The organism is Bacillus xiamenensis (assembly GCF_000300535.1).
GTDB classification, from domain to species: Bacteria; Bacillota; Bacilli; order Bacillales; family Bacillaceae; genus Bacillus; species Bacillus xiamenensis.
This window is the reverse complement of sequence record NZ_AMSH01000068.1, coordinates 1-17,398: the sequence shown is the minus strand read 5'-3', so window position 1 is coordinate 17,398 and position 17,398 is coordinate 1. Positions and strand designations below refer to the sequence as shown.

The following is a 17,398-nucleotide window of genomic DNA, read 5'->3' as shown; positions in this document are numbered from 1 at the left end:
AATTTAACATTCGTGAGCACCGGCACGCAGGACTGCGGGAGAATGCGAGGGTTTGTCTACACGCTGGCCTGTCCCTACATGGGACAGATTTTTTATTTCACCCATAATTTATAAATGCTCTGTGTTCCGCTGTTTTCTTCGCCTTCTTCACGAAGCCTTTCATAAAGAGATTTTGCAAGTGACAAACCTGGCATCTCTTGTCCCATCAACTCTGCTTCCTCGAGTGCAATGCCCATATCCTTAATAAAATGCTTCACATAAAAACCTGGCTCGAAATCACCTTTCAGCATTCTTGGCGCAAGGTTTGACAAAGACCAGCTGCCAGCCGCTCCTGTTGTGATGCTTTTAAGTACCTGCTCTGGATCAAGCCCTGATTTTTCCGCATAGGCCATTGCCTCTGCGACACCTACCATACCTGCTGCGATAGCGATTTGGTTACACATTTTTGTATGCTGACCACTTCCTGCTGGTCCTTGGTATTGAATGTTTTCGCCCATTTGCTGAAATAGCGGCAGGCACGCTTCATAGGCTGCTTTTTCTCCGCCAATCATAATGGCCAGCGTGCCATTTTTGGCTCCTATGTCTCCGCCAGAAACCGGCGCATCTAACGCAAATAATCCTTTTTCCTTCGCTTTCTCTGCAATCTCTTTGGCCAGCTGAGGCTTCGATGTGGTCATATCAATGAGATAGGTACCAGGCGCAGCATGTGCCACAAGCCCATCTTCCCCTAAATACACATCTTCCACATCTGATGGATATCCGACCATTGTGATGACAGCATCCGCATTTTTGGCGATATCCTTTACTGACGATTTCCATGCAGCGCCTTTTTGAACCAATGCGTCTGCCTTTGCTTTTGTTCTTGTATAAACGAGAACCTCATAGCCTGCATCCATTAAATGCCCTGCCATACTATGTCCCATTACACCGATTCCAATAAAACCAACTGTTTTGATTTGTGTCATCACGTCTTCCTCCTTAAAGAGACTTTGTCAATCCACCATCAATGATAAGTGTTTGACCTGTCATATATGTATTGGCTTCAGATAAAAGAAAAGCCGCATATGTCGCAAATTCCTCTGGCTGTCCGTAACGGCCAAGCGGTATCGCACGCTCTGCCTGTGCTTTGATCTCTTCAATCGATTGGTTCTCCGTTTGTGCACGGTACTTGTCCAACTGTTTGACGCGTTCTGTTTCAATTTTCCCAGGACCTAAGGTATTGATCAAAATGCCATCTTTGGCAAGCTCCTGGGCGGCTGCTTTTGTCCAGCCGGCAATTGCCGGTCTGAATGTATTCGACAGCATCAAGCATGGGATCGGTTCTTTGACCGACATAGATGCAATATTTAACACTCGTGCACCTCGTTTTTTCAAATAAGGTAGGGCTTCTTTTAATAGCCGGATATAGCTGAGTAAATGAAGCTGAAATGATTCCATCCAATCTTCATCCGTTAAGGTTTCAAGCGTACCTGTTTGAGGGCCGCCTGTATTGTTCACAAGAATATCAAGACATTTTTCATCACCAGCTGCTGCTGTAACAAGCGCTTTAATTTGCTCGGCGTCAGATACATCACATACTTGATAAGTGAAATGCCCTCTTACAAGTGGGGACAATTCTTTGACTGTTTCTTTTAGCGTCTGCTCATGCCTTCCCGAAAGCATCACATCTGCTCCCTCTTTTGCTAAAGCAAAGGCAATGGCTTTTCCAATTCCTTGACTGCTTGCTGCAACCAGTGCTTTTTTTCCTGATAGATTGACATCCATGTTGGCACCTCCTCTTTTCACATTTTATCACACAAAAAGAACCTTGCTCATACCAAGGTTCTTTTCCGTTCTATTACAGCTTAAACCGATCGATTGCCTGACGCAGCGCTTGACTCGATTCGTTCAGCATTTCTGTTGATGTTCTCGTTCTTTCTAAAGCTTGTACTTGTTCGTCTGTCGAAGCATGCACTTCTTCAGCTGAAGCCGCAGATTCTTCTGAAATTGCAGCAATACTTTGAATGGAGTCATTCATTTTTTGCTGTTCTTCAGTCATTTCATTGATTTGTGTATGAATGCTGTCAATAGAGCCGACAAGTGATTGCATTTCCATTGTGATGCTGCTGAGTGCCTCGCCTGTCGCGTTGATCGCATCACCTTGTTCCTCATTCATTTTGCTCGCTGCTGTCATGGCTTCAGCGGCTTTCTTCGATTCATCTTGAATGAGTTTGACGGTTTCACTAATGTGTTTTGTTGATTGCGCAGATTGTTCGGCAAGCTTTCTTACTTCTTCTGCGACAACAGCAAAGCCTCGCCCGCTTTCTCCTGCTCTCGCTGCTTCAATGCTTGCATTCAGTGCAAGTAAGTTCGTTTGATCTGAGATTTCAGAGATCGCCGTTACGACGTTTTCAATATTTTTCGTTTTATGCTCAAGGTCAAGCAGCATTTGCTCTACCTTCTTCGACTCTTCATTTGCTTGTGTTGATTTTTGGACGAGCAGACCAAGAGCGTCAAGTCCTCTATAGCTTGCATCTTCCGAAGATTTTGAGTTGGTCTGCATTTGCGAAGCAAGCTCACCCATATGACGAACTTTTTCATACAAATGCTCTGATTTCTCATTAATGGTTTCAGCTTCTGATGCCTGCTTAGTCGCCCCTGCCGCTACCTCTTGAATGGCAGTTGCAATCTGTTCACTAGATAGCAAGGTCTCGTTTGAAATTTGCGTCACTTCATCAGCTGATTTCATCACCTGATCTGAAGCACCTTTCACTTTTTCAATCAACTCTCTGATTCCCTCTGTCATTTGATTAAAGTTCTTCGTGAGGAAACCTATCTCATCCTTGGACTTCGTTTCAAGCGAGCTCGTTAAATCGCCTTCAGACACTTTACGAACATGCTCGATAAGCCGTTTAATTGGTGTTGTAATGCTTCTAGCCAATAAAAAGCTTAGAATCATGGCCAGTATAATAGCAATGATAGATATGATGATACTTGTCTGATTCATCTGTTCTGTAATCCAAAGCAGTTTCTTTTTCTCAAAGCTAACCCCTATTGTCCAACTCGCTTCTTTTATTTTAGAGATGACCGTTAGTTCATTTTTATCATCAATGCCTGAATTGTCGATTGCCTTTTTCACAGAAGTGACTTTTGAAATATTTTTCCCCTGTGCTGTTGGATGTGCCAAAATCGTCCCTGTACCGTCAACTAAGAAGGCGGTACCCATGTAAGGAATCTTTTGATCATTGATATAGGACTGAATGGAAGACAGTTTCAAGTCTAATCCAGCAACTCCTAGGACCTTTCCATTTCGTACGATCGCCTTCGTAGCTGAGACGACCATTTCATTTGTTGCTTTATCAATATATGGATCTGTCCATAAAACCTCATCAGGCTTTTCAGCCGATTGAATAAACCAATCTCGTTTAGATGGGTCATATCCTTCACCAAAGTCAGACTCCGGGAAGGCAAACATTTTGCCATCTGTTGTTCCAATATAGGCAAGTGAAATGAGGTCGTCCTGCTCCTGCAAGCCTTTTAATTCATCGTTTTCAAATGCCAGTGTTTGCTTTGTTTGTTTCTGTACAAAATCCTTAGTAAGTGTACTTGTTGCCAGTTTGTTAATTGCATCACCGTAATTATCAAGCTTTAGTGCTATGATGTCTCTCATGCTTTCTGCCGTTGCTGCTGTGGTTGTTTTTGCATCTCGTTCAATGAGTGGTCTTAATACGACATTGGAACCTACTTGAACCGCAATGACAGTTAAAATTAATATAACTGAGATAAATACAGCTATCCTCATTTGAAGTTTTTTAAACATCTCATCACCCCTACATCCTACTTTCGCATCTTACTGTCTATATCGGCAAAAATGATACCGCCTTCAATAGTTGCAAGAAAATTTAAATAGAAAAAACAAGCCATAATGACTTGTTTTAAGTAAAATATTCAATTTTTGCAGACGGAAAGTACTGTTCGATATATGATTCTAACGTCTGCCTTAGTTCTTGTTCTTCATCTTTTTGGTAGATATATTTTCCAATTCCATATCGACCCCATTTGTATCTTCTTTTTTCTTCATCTAATTCTAATTTTGTTTTCGGATAGTTTTTTTGGATGACGCGCTTCGCTGGTTTTGTAAAACGGTGCTGAATCATTTCAAAGGTGATATCCTGTCTCACATCTTCGGGAAGAGCTGCATCGAGCTTTTCAAAAAGCACCTTATAACCCTCTTGCCAGCCTTCATGAATGTAAATTGGGGCAATAATAAATCCAAGTGGATAGCCGGCTTTTGCTACCTTCACAGCCGCTTCAATTCGCTGATCAAGGGGGGATGTCCCGGGTTCGAAATACTTAATGACATAATCTGCGTTAATGCTAAAGCGGAATCTTGTTCGTCCATTATGCTTAGCATCTAATAGATGATCGACATGATGAAATTTAGTGACAAATCGAAGTTTGCCAAGATCAGTCTGTCCGAAGTATTCTATGGCCCGCTTTAGTGTATGTGTCAAATGGTCAATTCCGACGATGTCGGATGTACATGAAGCTTCAAATCGGGTGATATCCGGGGCACGCTCGTTCATGTATTGTTCCGCCTGATCTAATATTTCTTCTACATTGACGTACGTTCGAATGTACGGTTTACTTCCCATCGTTGTTTGCAGGTAGCAATAATGGCAGTGACCCATACATCCTGTCGCAAACGGAATGGCATACTCAGCGGATGGTTTAGACGTATCGAATTTTAATGTTTTTCTCACACCAATGACAAGCGTTGATTTTGCATTACGGTACTTTTGCAGGTCATTTTTACCCGGAATATTTCTCACCTGATTGTGTGACGTTGTTTCTCTTATTTCAATTCCCATACCTTCGAATTTTTCCTTCAGCTCTTGTCCTAAAGGGTATTCCAGCGCTCGAGGTTCAATATAAACAAGCTGAGGGACGAAAGGTTTGATCATATTTAGCACATCCTTCCCTTTATAGGTTCATACCGATACTTTAACCTCTCAGGATGGCTTTTATCCTTTCTAAAATCTTCCCTTATTCAAACAGATCTTGATAAAGGGCTTCTGCTTCTTCATAGGTTGGAAATACGGCATCATCAGGGGCTAATGGATGATATGTTTCGAGTAGAAATAGCGCAAGTTCTTGTTCGTTGTATGGATGTGATACAATTTCCGCTTCTTTAATTTGTGCCACATTTGCTGCATGTGGATTTCGATAAATCACGTATACTTGATCACCTGGCTTATAGTTTGAGAAAGACAAGCTGGTCACCTCCATTTTTTTATTTTAGGATGCCCTTGTCTTCACTCGATATGACTCGTTATGATAAAATTCGACAAAAAAACCAGACAGTTTTACCTGCCTGGTTTGATCACCTAGTTGTGTTGAAACGTTTTCTTCACGAATTCAACAACTTCTTCTGTTGTGCTAAGTGATAAGATATGCTCTTTAAATGATGCCGCTTCTTCCTTAGAAAGCTTGCTTAACTGCGTTCTTGCTGGAAGAATGGATGTGGCGCTCATTGAGAATTCATCTAATCCTAATCCAAGTAGAAGCGGGATTGCGATTTCATCTCCTGCCATCTCACCGCACATGCCAACCCATTTACCTTCTTTATGCGCTGCTTCAATCACAAGCGTAATCAGGCGTAAAATGGCTGGATTGTATGGCTGATAAAGATAAGACACTCGTTCGTTCATTCGATCAGCAGCCATTGTGTATTGAATCAAATCATTTGTTCCAATACTGAAGAAATCTACTTCTTTTGCAAATTGATCAGCGATAACAGCTGTTGATGGAATTTCCACCATCATTCCGATTTCAATGGAATCAGATACATCTGTACCACCAGCAACCAATGCTTCTTTTTCTTCAAGTAAAATGGCTTTTGCTTCTCTAAATTCTGTTAACGTCGCGATCATAGGGAACATGATTTTCAGGTTTCCATATGTACTTGCACGAAGTAATGCGCGTAGTTGTGTTCTGAAAATCTCCTGCTCTTCTAGGCAAAGGCGGATCGCTCTATAGCCAAGGAACGGGTTCATTTCTTTTGGAAGTTGCAAGTAAGGAAGCTCTTTATCGCCGCCAATATCAAGTGTGCGGACAACCACTGCTTTCCCTTCCATCTTCTCTAAAACGGTTTTATACGCATCGAACTGCTCTTCTTCTGTAGGAAGCTGATCTCTGCCCATGTATAAAAATTCTGTACGGTACAATCCGACTGCTTCGCCGCCATTTTCAAGTACACCTTTTACATCTTCTGGTGTTCCGATATTTGCAGCCAGCTCTACGTGAACGCCGTCTTTTGTCACCGTTGGCTGGTCAACAAGTTTCGCCCATTCCGCTTTTTGAGCTAAGTAGTCTTCATGCTTTTTTTGATACGCTTTCACTTCATCTTCAGAAGGCTGAATGATGACGTCTCCGCTAATACCATCTACAATGATCAGATCATTGTTTTTTACCGTTTTTGTTGCTTCTTTTGTCCCAACTACTGCTGGAATCTCCATTGATCTTGCCATGATCGCTGAGTGAGAAGTACGACCACCGATATCTGTCGCAAACCCTTTGACGAATTGTCTGTTCAGCTGAGCTGTATCAGAAGGTGTTAAATCTTCAGCAATGATAATGACTTCTTCAGAAATCATACTTGGGTTTGGAATGTCAACGCCTAGCAAATGACCAGTGACACGTTTTGTTACGTCGCGAATATCCGCTGCACGTTCCTTCATGTACTCATTGTCCATAGCTTCGAACATTGTGACAAACATCGTTGCTGTTTCTTTTAAAGCAAATTCAGCATTTACTTTATCCGATTTGATTTTATCCTTTACTGGGTTTAGCAGCTCTGGATCACTTAACACAAGAAGGTGTGCAGAAAAAATATCTGCTTTATCTTGGCCAAGCTCTTTTAGCGCATGTTCTTTAATTGCTTCAAGTTCTTGTTTTGAAACATGAATTGCTTCTTCAAAGCGTTTCACTTCTGTCTCTGGATCGTTGATGTCTTTTTGGTGAACTGTTAAATCTGGTTCTTCCAGACGATATGCTTTTGCAATCGCAACGCCTGCTGAAGCACCGATTCCTTTCAGTTGTTGCATTACTCGCCTAGGCCTTCACTTTTCATTGTGTCTTTTAGTGCAGCAAGTGCATCATTTTCATCAGAACCAGAAGCAGAGATTGTGATAGTAGCACCTTTCGCAATTCCTAGAGACATTACACCCATAATAGATTTCAGGTTCACTGTTTTACCATTATATTCTAAGTTGATATCAGCATCATATTTACTAGCAGTTTGTACAAGAACTGTTGCAGGACGTGCGTGAATTCCAGAATCTGCAGTTACTTTGAATGTTTGTTGAGCCATTTTTATCAATCTCCTTTTTATACAATTCATACATCCACAATATTATATCATACTGCCGAGCTTGTCATCTAACAAGAACGGCAGTTATGAAAATTATTTTGAAATTTTCATGATGTTTTCTTGACCAGCTTTGATTTCACCGGTTTCTTGAAGGTCAATAAATTGTCCTTCACTTAAGTTTGTAAATACAATTGGAGTCATCAAAGATGGTACTTCTGACTTAATTTTATCAATATCAACCTCTAAGAGTTTTTGACCGATTTCTACTTGATCTCCCTCTTGTACAAATGCTTCAAATCCTTCTCCTTTGAGGCTGACTGTATCAATACCGAAGTGAATCAAGATTTCAAGTCCACCATCAGACTGGAGGCCAATGGCGTGCTTCGTTGGGAACACATTTAAGATTTTCCCTTTTACCGGTGAAACCACCGTTCCCTCTTTTGGCAAGATGGCAAAACCGTCACCCATCATTTTCCCTGAGAATACTTGATCTGGTACATCTGTAATTGGATGAAGCTCCCCTGTAATTGGTGAAGCAAATATTTCTTCCCCATGCTCGTTTTGAAGCGGCTTTGCAATGACTTCTTCTACCTGCTGGCTGACTTCTTCTTTTGCAGAAGGGTCTTTCGCTGGACGAGGCGTGCGGCCTGCAATAATGTCTTGCATCTGTGTTTTTAAATTATCAGAGCGCGGGCCAAAGATTGCCTGAATGTTATTTCCTACTTCTAGGACACCTGAAGCGCCAAGTTTTTTCAAACGATCTTTGTCTACTTTCTTCTGATCATTTACCGTCACACGTAAACGCGTAATACAAGCATCTAGGTGTTTAATGTTCTCTTGGTCACCCATCGCTTCTAGAATTTCATAAGGCAAATCATCACCTTTTCCAGACTGAGCATCGCCTGCACCATCAGCCGCTTCATCCTCGCGTCCTGGTGTTTTCAGATTAAATTTGCGAATCGCAAATCTAAATCCGAAGTAATAAATAACAGCAAGCACAAGACCGACTGGAATCACAAGCCACCAAGCCGTTCTGTTTGGCAAGATACCGAATAAGAAGAAGTCGATCAACCCTCCTGAGAAGGTCATCCCGATTTTCACGTTTAGAATATCCATTATCATAAAGGATAATCCAGCAAATACACAGTGGATCGCAAATAATACGGGTGCGACGAACAAGAATGAGAATTCAAGCGGTTCTGTAATCCCTGTTAAGAAAGAAGTCAGAGCTGCTGAACCCATAATTCCAGCTACAAGCTTTTTATTTTTCGGCTTTGCTTCATGATAAATCGCAAGTGCTGCTGCTGGAAGTCCAAACATCATGAACGGATATTTCCCTGTCATGAATGTCCCGGCTGTCAGCTGAACACCATCTTTGATTTGCGCCATGAAAATGCGCTGGTCACCACGGATAATATCTCCTGATAAGCTCTTATAGCTAAAAAATTCATACCAGAATGGTGCGTAGAATATGTGGTGCAGACCAAACGGAATGAGTGAGCGTTCAATGACACCGAATACAAAGGCAGCCAGCGGCTCATTCGCTGCAAGCAGTCCTGTTGAAAATGAGTTCAATGCACCTTGGATTGGCGGCCAAATGACGAGCATCAAAAGCCCTAAAATAAGTGCTGAAATAGACGTAACGATTGGAACAAAACGCTTACCAGCAAAGAAGCCAAGATATTGCGGGAGCTCAATTTTGTAAAATTTATTAAACATATAAGCGGCTAATACCCCGACAATAATCCCGCCAAACACGCCGGTAGACAAGGTCGGTATGCCGAGCATATTAACATATGCTGGATGACTTTCCTTAAAGAACTTAGCCAATTTGATTGAATCGGATGGAATAGAACCGTTGGCCATTAATACGGCACTCATCGTCACGTTCATAACGAGATAACCGATAATTGCGGCAATCCCTGCCACACCGTCTCCATTGGCAAGACCGATGGCAACCCCTACAGCAAAGAGGAGCGGAAGATTCGAGAAGACAATGTTCCCTGCATTCTCCATGACGCTTGCAATAAGCTGAATTGTATCATTGCTTAAAAATTGAGCCACATCAATCAGCTGCGGATTTTGCATCGCATTTCCAAGTGCTAATAAAATACCAGCAGCAGGAAGAATCGCAACTGGAAGCATAAGTGCTCGTCCAATTTTTTGCAACACACCAAAAAGTGATTTAAACACTGGTTGAACCTCCTTTTGTTTTCGCTTACAACATACATTTCAATCGCGTGCTGACGTATATTTCATAATTAACCGTTTACATTTCACTTTCAAACACGAAAAAAGGCATGGTGATATAAGGTTGCGCAAATAACAGGATCTTATCCTGTATTTACCTTAAGTCACTCATGCCTGATCGAATCAGTTACACGTTTCACGGAAACTATGAAATTTTATTCGTCAATCTGTACAGGTGAAGGGTCAAATAGACAGCTTCTGCATCATGTACAGGCTTTTTCAATGCATGTTGCAAAATTTTGATCATTTTCCAAGCAGTATTGTAGCATAAAGGATATTCATTTTTCAATAGATGAAGCAACTTTTCTGGCTCCTCTAATGATTCTTCCCGTTTAATACGCTCAATCGAAAACGTGATATGGCGCAATAAGCGTAAATAATGAATACTTTCTCTGTCTACTTTCATATGAAATGAATCTTCTATGACTTGGACCATTTGTGTAATGAGCTGCGAATGACGGTTCACCTCAGACAACGGCCGATTCGTTAGAGCAGAGTGAATATGGAGCGCAATAAATCCAATCTCTCCTTCTGGCAACTTTGTTTCAACATCTGGCCGCGCATTAATTAGTTCAACGACTTCCTTTGCTACCTCGTATTCTTTTGGGTATAAAGATTTCGTCTCAAGCATAAAAGGGTTGGTGATATCATAGCCTTGTTTGACCCGCTTAAAGCTAAAGGCAATATGATCTGTCAGCGCAATATGAATATGCTCATTTAAGCGATGACCCATTTTTTCTCGTATATGATAAATGACGTCATTGGCAAGCTCGATTATGTCCTCATCAATATGATGCAGCAATTGTTTGTACTCTGTTTGTTCTTTTGTATTTTTAAGTACAAACATTTTCTCAAATGCGGCTTGATCGAGAATATCACCCGATTTTTTTCCGAAGCCGATTCCTTTTCCGATCAGAACCACTTCGCCCAAAGAAGGGTGTCTTGCGATGATGACATTATTATTTAACGCTTTATCAACGGTGAAGGATTCCATGAACATCCCCACCTCCTTCTTATTCAATCCCTTTTATCGTACAAAACAGATGAAACATGCGTCAACGATTGTTTTTTAAAACAGTGGTTGTCCGTTCAATGAGCCGAAATGGCAGCACTCTTTTTTCTGGTGCTTCTCCTTTTAACGACAGGTGGAACAAATCGAATGCTTCCTGTCCCATTCGTTTGATTGGAATTTCGATGCTGGAAATCCCTAGCGCTTCACTCAATTGTTCGTTTTGAAAGCCGAGTATTGCTGGTGCTTCCCCTACTTTTATATGATGGCGCTGTGCTTCTAATAAAAAGCCCGCTGATACGTCGTCATTTGTGATAAGTAAGGCTGTAGGACGATTTTTCATCTCCTGCCATTCTGTGAATAATTGTTTTCCATCAAACAGGGTCAGTTTTCCTTCAACGATCCATTCCTCATCAATGTCCTGCCCAAGTGATCGCATCATCTCTTGATACACCTGAAGGCGTGTTTGGCTATTTGTTCCCTCTATTCTGGCAAGAGCGATGGCGATTCGCTGATGACCGCATGCCGCTAAATGTTCAAGTCCTTCCTTAAAAGCTTGATCATGTGCAATCGACACTGATGAACATTCATGATGCGGGGTAGGGTGACAAAAAATGATAGGGCCAAATTCCTGCCACTTTAAAATTTCCTGATCACTTAGCGCATTTGAGCAAAAGATCAAACCATCCACACGCTGCTCCTTTAAACTCATTAAAGCCTCTTTTTCCTTTAATGGGTCATATCCGGTTTGAAACAAGGCAAAATGCATACCGCATGCCTGTGCCTTCTCAGCTATACCTGTGACAAGTCCGCTGAAATAGGCGTGATCAATCGTCGGGAGAACGATCCCAATCATATTCGAATAACCCTTCGCTAAATGAACAGCCTGAATATTCCTTGTATACTTGAGCTCTTTCATCGCACGAAGTACACGTTCTCGTTTTTCTTCTTTGACATAAGGATGATGGTTCATCACACGTGATACGGTGGTCACAGATACGCCCGCTCTTTTCGCAATCTCCCTTATGTTTGGCATTTTTTCTCCTACTTTCTCTTGATATGGTAAGCGTTTCATACTTTAAGATGTATGCGAGCTGAACAAATCACTGGATGGAAAGGGGGATTCAAGATGGGTATCATCATATGGATCATCTTATGTATGACGGTTTTGTTGTCTGCTCGCTTCGCACTAAAACCTTTAGGAAAAGAATTTCAAATCAAACCGTTTCAATCAATTGATGATTTTTTTGTTGATAAGGACCTGAAAGAGTGACAAAAAATCACGATGACGCTTCCAAGGCTTGGACGTTCATCGTGATTTTTTTTCATTACTTGATGATCGTCAGCTCTTTTGGATACTTGGTCAAGGTGACTGGCCCATCTGCTGTAATCAGAACATCATCTTCAATTCTAACCCCGCCGACTCCTGGTACATAAATACCCGGCTCAATCGTATAGACCATTCCTTCTTGCAGAAGGTCATCGTTTGCTTGGCTCATAGAAGGAAACTCATGAACAGAAATCCCCAGTCCGTGTCCAAGGCGGTGCGGGAAATATTGGCCATATCCCGCTTCTGTGATCAGCCCTCTTGCTTTTAAATCAAGATCGCCAATTCTCACACCCGGCTGGCTCATTTCAAGTGCTGCCATTTCTGCTTTTAAGACGGTGTTGTAAATATCCTTTTGTTTTTCAGACGCTTCTTGATAGATGAAGGTTCTTGTAATGTCTGAACAATATCCATCTACGATCACACCAAGGTCAAATAATACAAAATCGCCTTTTTTTAAGGCTGCCTGTCCTGGATTTCCGTGAGGTTCGCCTGATTTTTCTCCAAAGAGAACCATTGTTGAAAAGGACATGCCTTGGATGCCTTTTTTCTTTAGTTCATATTCGATGACAGCAAGAACCTCTGTTTCTGTGATCCCTTCTTTTAAGGCATTGACGCCAATTTTGACCCCTTCATCTGCCAATTGAGCGGCTTTTTTCAGTGTCGCAATTTCAGCTTCGTCCTTTATCAGCCTTAGCTGGTTTAGCACATCTTCTGCCCGGACGAATGTTTCTGCCCGCGTGACAGCTTGGAGCTGCTCTGCTCGTTGCAGAGGAATTGATTCTTTTTCAATCGCCAGACGAGTCGTCCGTACACCTCGTTTTTCTATGGCCTTTTGCATGAAATCAAATGGGTTTTCATGATCTTCATATCCAATGATCTCTCCATGCCATCCTGCATTCTTCGCCTGCTCCATTTCCATTTTAGGCAAAATGAAAAATGGGTCTGCCTCTTGAAAAACAAACAGACCCATCACTCTTTCGTACGGTTCTGTGAAGTATCCAGATAGATAGAACACATTTTCCTTTGTATGTATAAATGCACCTTGAATGTCTTTTTCCTTTAGCCAAGAAGACAAGTGATTCATTCGGTTCATCGTGATCCTCCTTACACGTTTAACTACTGATCTATTGTATCAGCTTTTACTGTATTTCGCACAAAAGCGCACTGACATAAAGCCAGTGCGCCTTGATAATTTGCTTAAGAGGCACGAAGCAGACGCAGGCCATTTAAAATAACCAAAATTGTACTGCCTTCATGTCCAATCACACCAAAAGGTAAATCAAGAACTTGTAAGAAATTCGCACAAATTAATAGACAGATCACAGTTAATGAAAAGATGATGTTTTGTTTAATGATTCGATTCATTTTTCTTGAAAGACGGATCATCTTTGTCAGGTTGTTTAAATTATTTTTCATTAAAATGAGATCTGCCGTTTCTAATGCAACGTCTGTCCCTCCGCCCATCGCCACCCCAACATCTGCTGTGGCGAGTGCAGGTGCATCATTAATCCCGTCTCCTACCATAATGATAGAATTACCTTGTTTTTTTAATTGATTGACTTCATGGACCTTCTCATCTGGAAGGCATTCAGCGACAACGGTTTGGATACCGGCTTCCTCTGCAATCGCTTCAGCGGTTTTTTGCTGATCTCCTGTCAGCATGACCGTTTGGATACCTAAATCGTTTAGCTCCTGGATCATTTTTTTGGCTTCTGGTCTGATTTGATCCTTTAGACCAAGGCAGCCGACGACTTCTTGATTTTTTTGAACATAGACAACTGTATATCCTTGTGCTGAAAGAACATCACCAGCCTCTTCAATTTCACGATCCATTGAAGCTTTTCCGGCAAAATCTTTCTTTCCAATACGCCATGTGTCTCCGTTCAATTGTGCCTTCACACCAAAACCAGACGTTTCTTCAATGGTGACATGAGCTGACCGCTCCGTTTGGTGCTCTTTTGCCATATCAGAAATTGCTTTAGCTAATGGATGGTTTGACTGACTTTCAATTTGATAGAGCGCCTGATAAAAGGTCGATTCATCTTGCTCTTTTGCCATGATCACTTTTTCAACTGCTGGCTTTCCGCTTGTAATCGTGCCCGTTTTATCAAATGCAATCATCGTGCTTGTGCCGAGCTTCTCTAAAAAGACACTTCCTTTCACAAGCATACCGTTTCTTGCGCCGTTTGAGATCAGTGAAAGAGCTGCTGGCATAATAGACGCAACGAGTGCACAAGGTGAGGCAACCACCATAAACACCATCGCACGATAGAATGTCTCACTCATACTCCAGCCAAGTACAAAATGAGGCAGGAACATTAACATAGCAACAGTGATTAGCACACCTTTTACGTATGCACCTTCAAATTTTTCAATAAAGGCTTGGCTCGGCGAAACACTTTCCTGTGCAGACTCGACAAGCTTAATGATTTTATGGAAAAGCGTTTCTTCATTATGTTTCGTGACTTCTACTGTTAATGAACCATTTAAGTTCACAGTTCCTGCAAACACATCTTCCCCTTGTCCTTTTTCCTGTGGAACCGATTCACCAGTCAGTGCAGATTCGTCCACACTTGTTCTTCCGCTTATGATCACACCATCTGCTGCAATACGTTCGCCAGCTTTGATTAAAATACGATCGCCTGGCGTTAGTGAAGAAGCAGCCACTTGGATGGTGGTGCCATCTTCTTCAATGAAAGTGGCTTCATCTGGGGCGATACTCATTAATGCCGTTAAATCTTTCTTGCTTTTATTTGATGTGTATGTTTCTAGCGCACCGCTGAGCGAGAAAATAAAAATTAAGATGGCGCCCTCCGCCCAGTATCCAATAATCGCTGAGCCTATCGCTGCAAAAATCATTAAAAGTTCAACATTCAATGTTTTAGATGAAATGGTTTCTTCGATTCCTTCCTTCGCCTTTGCAAAACCGCCAATGACAAAAGCAAGAATGAAAAGTGGAATACTCCACATGCTTTCATCCTTTAGAAACCATCCAATCAAGATGAGAATCCCCGAGATACCTGCTGCCATTAATTCTCCGTGCTGTGCCCATTTGTAAAAGAGCGATGTTGATTCCTTTTGATTTGTCGTTTGATAAAGTACTGTATTCTCATTCATGATTGTTTTCTCCTCTCTAATTGATAATGATTTTCACATTATCAATCGTTACCCGTTCCGTTTTTCATCTATTTTCCTTTGATATTTCAAGCTTTTTATAGGTCTGTAACTCATTATAACAGGTTCTGATTAATTTTCAATTAATAATTATTATAATTTCTTTTTGATAATAATTATCATTATTGATACCGTCCATTCCTTCCTCATCTGAGCACATTTTATTCAGCTAAGAGTCAATTGAACACAAAAAAAGAACCAAAGGTTTGACCATTGGTTCTTTACAGAAAGGATTTTCTCTATGAATTTGTCCACTCTTTGATTTGTTTTTTCGTCATTGGGCCTACATGGTTTTTGACTACTTCTCCTTTTTCATTGATCAAAAAGGTAGTAGGAATCGTGATAATTTGATATTTCTTCATCATTTCACCGCGCTCATCCAGCACAATCGGAAATGTAAATTTTCTATCTTTCACAAATTGGGCGACGGCATGTTTACTTTGCTCAGCACCCAGTAAATTAACCGTCAGTATATCAACATCACTCTGATTTTCTTTCACGATCTGCTCAAAGGCTGGCAGCTCCATTTTGCAGGACGGGCACCATGTTGTCCAAAAATGCAGGATCGTTCGTTTCCCTTTCGCCGGAACCATCTGCATCTCCCCCGTTAAGGCAGGAGCCTCTATCCTCGGCGCCATCACAGGCTCTTTCGCTTCTGCCTCTACGTTCATCAGAAATAGAAGAAGGGTCATTATCAGAAGATTGGCAGGTAGATATTTACGATTCATCATCATCTTCCTTCCGCGTTTTCTTATAGCTTGCCCTCTAGCTGAAGATGACATTCATGCTTTTTTCACTGTGAGAAACATGGAAACGCCAAGCTCTTTACATATGGTTGCATAATGAAGAGCCGTCAATAGCAGCATTCCCGTATTCATGCCTAAGATGACCCCCATCATATTCAAAGATTCCATTGACCCGAGGAAATACACCATAGAAAACGAGACGACATGCACCCATATATTATGTAGGAACACATCTTTCATCAGCCCCATTCCGATTAAACACGCTTGAAACGGCATCACAAACAGGTGGCATAAAAAATACGGCCAGAGCAGCTGTAGATAGACGGCTGCTTGCGGCGAGTCAAAAAAGAGCTGCGCGAGCGGGTAGGCGAAGTAATACATGATCATCACTGCCGGCACCCCATACCCAAACGTAATGAGAATCGCTTGCCTTACACGTTTTTTCACGAGATCATACTGCCCTAAGGCATAGGCTTCAGATACATTCGGAATCATCACAATCATAATGGAATGTGCGATAAATGCCGGGAAAAAACCGATGGACATCGCTACACCCGCAAGCATTCCGTAATGATCAACAGCCAGTGTTCCAGAAATACCGGCTGCCACAAGGGCCCCTTTGATTAAAAATGGTTCAACTGCATTGGCAATCGCATGAAAAATGCGCATGCCAGTTGTCGGAATGGAGACAGCTAACAATCGCTTTCTTACGTCAATCCCTCTTAGTTCAACAGACCGGACATTCACAGCATTTTTTGCCATGATGTATTGGGAGTATAGATAGATAAAGACGACAAGATCACTTGCAACGATGACCCCAATCGCAATCAGCACCGCTGTTTCGATACCAAACGAATACCAATGAAAAAACAAAAACAAGCAGATGAGCTGGATCGTTTTTTTCAGCATATTCGCTAGGGCAATTCTGCCCATTTGCTGCTTGCCCATAAAATAGCCGCGTGCAATGGAAGTAAACGCGATAATGGGAATGAGTGACAAAACCAAGCCTTTCATTAATGGATGATACGACTGAAACACAGGAATGAAAGGAAGGACAATCGCTGCGATTCCCGTAGTTGTACATGTCACCACAAGCGTCATTTTAAACGCATGGCGCAGCATACTTTTGTGTAACCGCTCGTGCGATTCGGCAATGAATTTAGAGATGGAGACTGGTAGCTCTAAGCTGGCAATCACTAGTACAAGCATGATGATTGGAAGAATGCTCATATAAAGACCCATTCCATGCTCTCCAAGCTCTCTCGCTAAAATCATATTGACTAAGAACTCGATACACTCCGCAATAAAAGCTGCGACAGATAGCAGAATGACCCCTTTTACAAATCGATTCATGTAGCCTCCCCTTGTCTAAAAGCAAATTCTTTTCACATTCTATGAGACAAGTCCTGAAAATATTTTGATAATTGGAGACAAAAAAAGCAACGACCTATTGATCGCTGCTCAGCGTGTAGACAAACCCTCGCATTCGGTGTCAGTCCTGCGCGCCGGTGCTCACGAATGTCAAATTCGCTCCGCTC

At 41.8% G+C, this 17,398-nt stretch carries 15 protein-coding genes; 1 reads left to right on the top strand and 14 read right to left on the bottom strand.

The window, feature by feature from the left end:
- Positions 1-92: 92 nt before the first annotated feature.
- The 10 genes from BA1_RS16175 to BA1_RS16130 form a co-directional block, all read right to left on the bottom strand.
- The gene (locus tag BA1_RS16175; protein ID WP_008361186.1) at positions 93-965 is read right to left on the bottom strand and encodes an NAD(P)-dependent oxidoreductase; all 873 of its coding nucleotides are present in this window, start codon (positions 963-965) and stop codon (positions 93-95) included.
- Between the two features lie 13 nt (positions 966-978).
- Positions 979-1,764 carry an SDR family oxidoreductase gene (locus tag BA1_RS16170; RefSeq protein ID WP_008361185.1) on the bottom strand — a complete coding sequence of 262 codons (786 nt, stop codon included), beginning with the start codon at positions 1,762-1,764 and terminating at the stop codon, positions 979-981.
- Positions 1,765-1,837: 73 nt separating this feature from the next.
- The gene (locus BA1_RS16165; RefSeq protein WP_008361183.1) at positions 1,838-3,799 is read right to left on the bottom strand and encodes a methyl-accepting chemotaxis protein; all 1,962 of its coding nucleotides are present in this window, start codon (positions 3,797-3,799) and stop codon (positions 1,838-1,840) included.
- A gap of 115 nt (positions 3,800-3,914) precedes the next feature.
- Positions 3,915-4,943: a spore photoproduct lyase gene (gene splB / locus BA1_RS16160; RefSeq protein WP_008361181.1), complete on the bottom strand. Its 1,029-nt coding sequence runs from the start codon at positions 4,941-4,943 to the stop codon at positions 3,915-3,917.
- Positions 4,944-5,025: 82 nt separating this feature from the next.
- Positions 5,026-5,268, bottom strand: a complete 243-nt coding sequence (locus tag BA1_RS16155; protein ID WP_034646394.1) for a transcriptional regulator SplA domain-containing protein — start codon at positions 5,266-5,268, stop codon at positions 5,026-5,028.
- Positions 5,269-5,366: 98 nt separating this feature from the next.
- Positions 5,367-7,085, bottom strand: coding sequence for a phosphoenolpyruvate--protein phosphotransferase (gene ptsP / locus BA1_RS16150; RefSeq protein ID WP_008361177.1), 1,719 nt, complete (start codon positions 7,083-7,085; stop codon positions 5,367-5,369).
- Complete coding sequence (locus BA1_RS16145; protein ID WP_003211078.1) at positions 7,085-7,351, bottom strand: phosphocarrier protein HPr; 267 nt, start codon at positions 7,349-7,351, stop codon at positions 7,085-7,087. Before BA1_RS16145 ends, ptsP begins: the two co-directional genes overlap by 1 nt.
- Positions 7,352-7,444: 93 nt before the next feature.
- Positions 7,445-9,544, bottom strand: coding sequence for a glucose-specific PTS transporter subunit IIBC (ptsG, locus tag BA1_RS16140; protein ID WP_008361175.1), 2,100 nt, complete (start codon positions 9,542-9,544; stop codon positions 7,445-7,447).
- 202 nt (positions 9,545-9,746) lie between these two features.
- Positions 9,747-10,601: a glucose PTS transporter transcription antiterminator GlcT gene (gene glcT, locus BA1_RS16135; RefSeq protein ID WP_034739792.1), complete on the bottom strand. Its 855-nt coding sequence runs from the start codon at positions 10,599-10,601 to the stop codon at positions 9,747-9,749.
- Between the two features lie 55 nt (positions 10,602-10,656).
- Positions 10,657-11,646 carry a LacI family DNA-binding transcriptional regulator gene (locus tag BA1_RS16130; protein WP_008361170.1) on the bottom strand — a complete coding sequence of 330 codons (990 nt, stop codon included), beginning with the start codon at positions 11,644-11,646 and terminating at the stop codon, positions 10,657-10,659.
- A 93-nt stretch (positions 11,647-11,739) separates the two neighbouring features.
- Here BA1_RS16130 and BA1_RS19325 point away from each other — a divergent pair, with 93 nt between their 5' ends.
- Positions 11,740-11,883 (top strand): hypothetical protein, encoded by a 144-nt coding sequence (locus BA1_RS19325; protein ID WP_167358851.1) that lies wholly within the window; start codon positions 11,740-11,742, stop codon positions 11,881-11,883.
- 55 nt (positions 11,884-11,938) lie between these two features.
- Here BA1_RS19325 and BA1_RS16125 read toward each other — a convergent pair whose 3' ends face one another.
- From BA1_RS16125 to BA1_RS16110, 4 genes are all read right to left on the bottom strand, one after another.
- Positions 11,939-13,033: a M24 family metallopeptidase gene (locus tag BA1_RS16125; protein WP_008361168.1), complete on the bottom strand. Its 1,095-nt coding sequence runs from the start codon at positions 13,031-13,033 to the stop codon at positions 11,939-11,941.
- A gap of 104 nt (positions 13,034-13,137) precedes the next feature.
- Positions 13,138-15,057, bottom strand: a complete 1,920-nt coding sequence (locus tag BA1_RS16120; RefSeq protein ID WP_008361166.1) for a heavy metal translocating P-type ATPase — start codon at positions 15,055-15,057, stop codon at positions 13,138-13,140.
- A 296-nt stretch (positions 15,058-15,353) separates the two neighbouring features.
- Positions 15,354-15,842, bottom strand: coding sequence for an endospore biogenesis thiol-disulfide oxidoreductase StoA (stoA, locus tag BA1_RS16115; protein WP_008361164.1), 489 nt, complete (start codon positions 15,840-15,842; stop codon positions 15,354-15,356).
- A 54-nt stretch (positions 15,843-15,896) separates the two neighbouring features.
- On the bottom strand, positions 15,897-17,213 hold the full coding sequence (locus tag BA1_RS16110; protein ID WP_008361162.1) for a polysaccharide biosynthesis protein: 1,317 nt from the start codon (positions 17,211-17,213) through the stop codon (positions 15,897-15,899).
- Positions 17,214-17,398 lie beyond the last annotated feature (185 nt).

Coding starts and splice junctions, on each gene's coding strand:
- BA1_RS16175 (WP_008361186.1), bottom strand. CDS start 965: ATGACACAAATCAAAACAGTTGGTTTTATTGGAATCGGTGTAATGGGA.
- BA1_RS16170 (WP_008361185.1), bottom strand. CDS start 1,764: ATGGATGTCAATCTATCAGGAAAAAAAGCACTGGTTGCAGCAAGCAGT.
- BA1_RS16165 (WP_008361183.1), bottom strand. CDS start 3,799: ATGTTTAAAAAACTTCAAATGAGGATAGCTGTATTTATCTCAGTTATA.
- splB (WP_008361181.1), bottom strand. CDS start 4,943: ATGATCAAACCTTTCGTCCCTCAGCTTGTTTATATTGAACCTCGAGCG.
- BA1_RS16155 (WP_034646394.1), bottom strand. CDS start 5,268: ATGGAGGTGACCAGCTTGTCTTTCTCAAACTATAAGCCAGGTGATCAA.
- ptsP (WP_008361177.1), bottom strand. CDS start 7,085: ATGCAACAACTGAAAGGAATCGGTGCTTCAGCAGGCGTTGCGATTGCA.
- BA1_RS16145 (WP_003211078.1), bottom strand. CDS start 7,351: ATGGCTCAACAAACATTCAAAGTAACTGCAGATTCTGGAATTCACGCA.
- glcT (WP_034739792.1), bottom strand. CDS start 10,601: ATGTTCATGGAATCCTTCACCGTTGATAAAGCGTTAAATAATAATGTC.
- BA1_RS16130 (WP_008361170.1), bottom strand. CDS start 11,646: ATGCCAAACATAAGGGAGATTGCGAAAAGAGCGGGCGTATCTGTGACC.
- BA1_RS19325 (WP_167358851.1), top strand. CDS start 11,740: ATGGGTATCATCATATGGATCATCTTATGTATGACGGTTTTGTTGTCT.
- BA1_RS16125 (WP_008361168.1), bottom strand. CDS start 13,033: ATGAACCGAATGAATCACTTGTCTTCTTGGCTAAAGGAAAAAGACATT.
- BA1_RS16120 (WP_008361166.1), bottom strand. CDS start 15,057: ATGAATGAGAATACAGTACTTTATCAAACGACAAATCAAAAGGAATCA.
- stoA (WP_008361164.1), bottom strand. CDS start 15,842: ATGAATCGTAAATATCTACCTGCCAATCTTCTGATAATGACCCTTCTT.
- BA1_RS16110 (WP_008361162.1), bottom strand. CDS start 17,213: ATGAATCGATTTGTAAAAGGGGTCATTCTGCTATCTGTCGCAGCTTTT.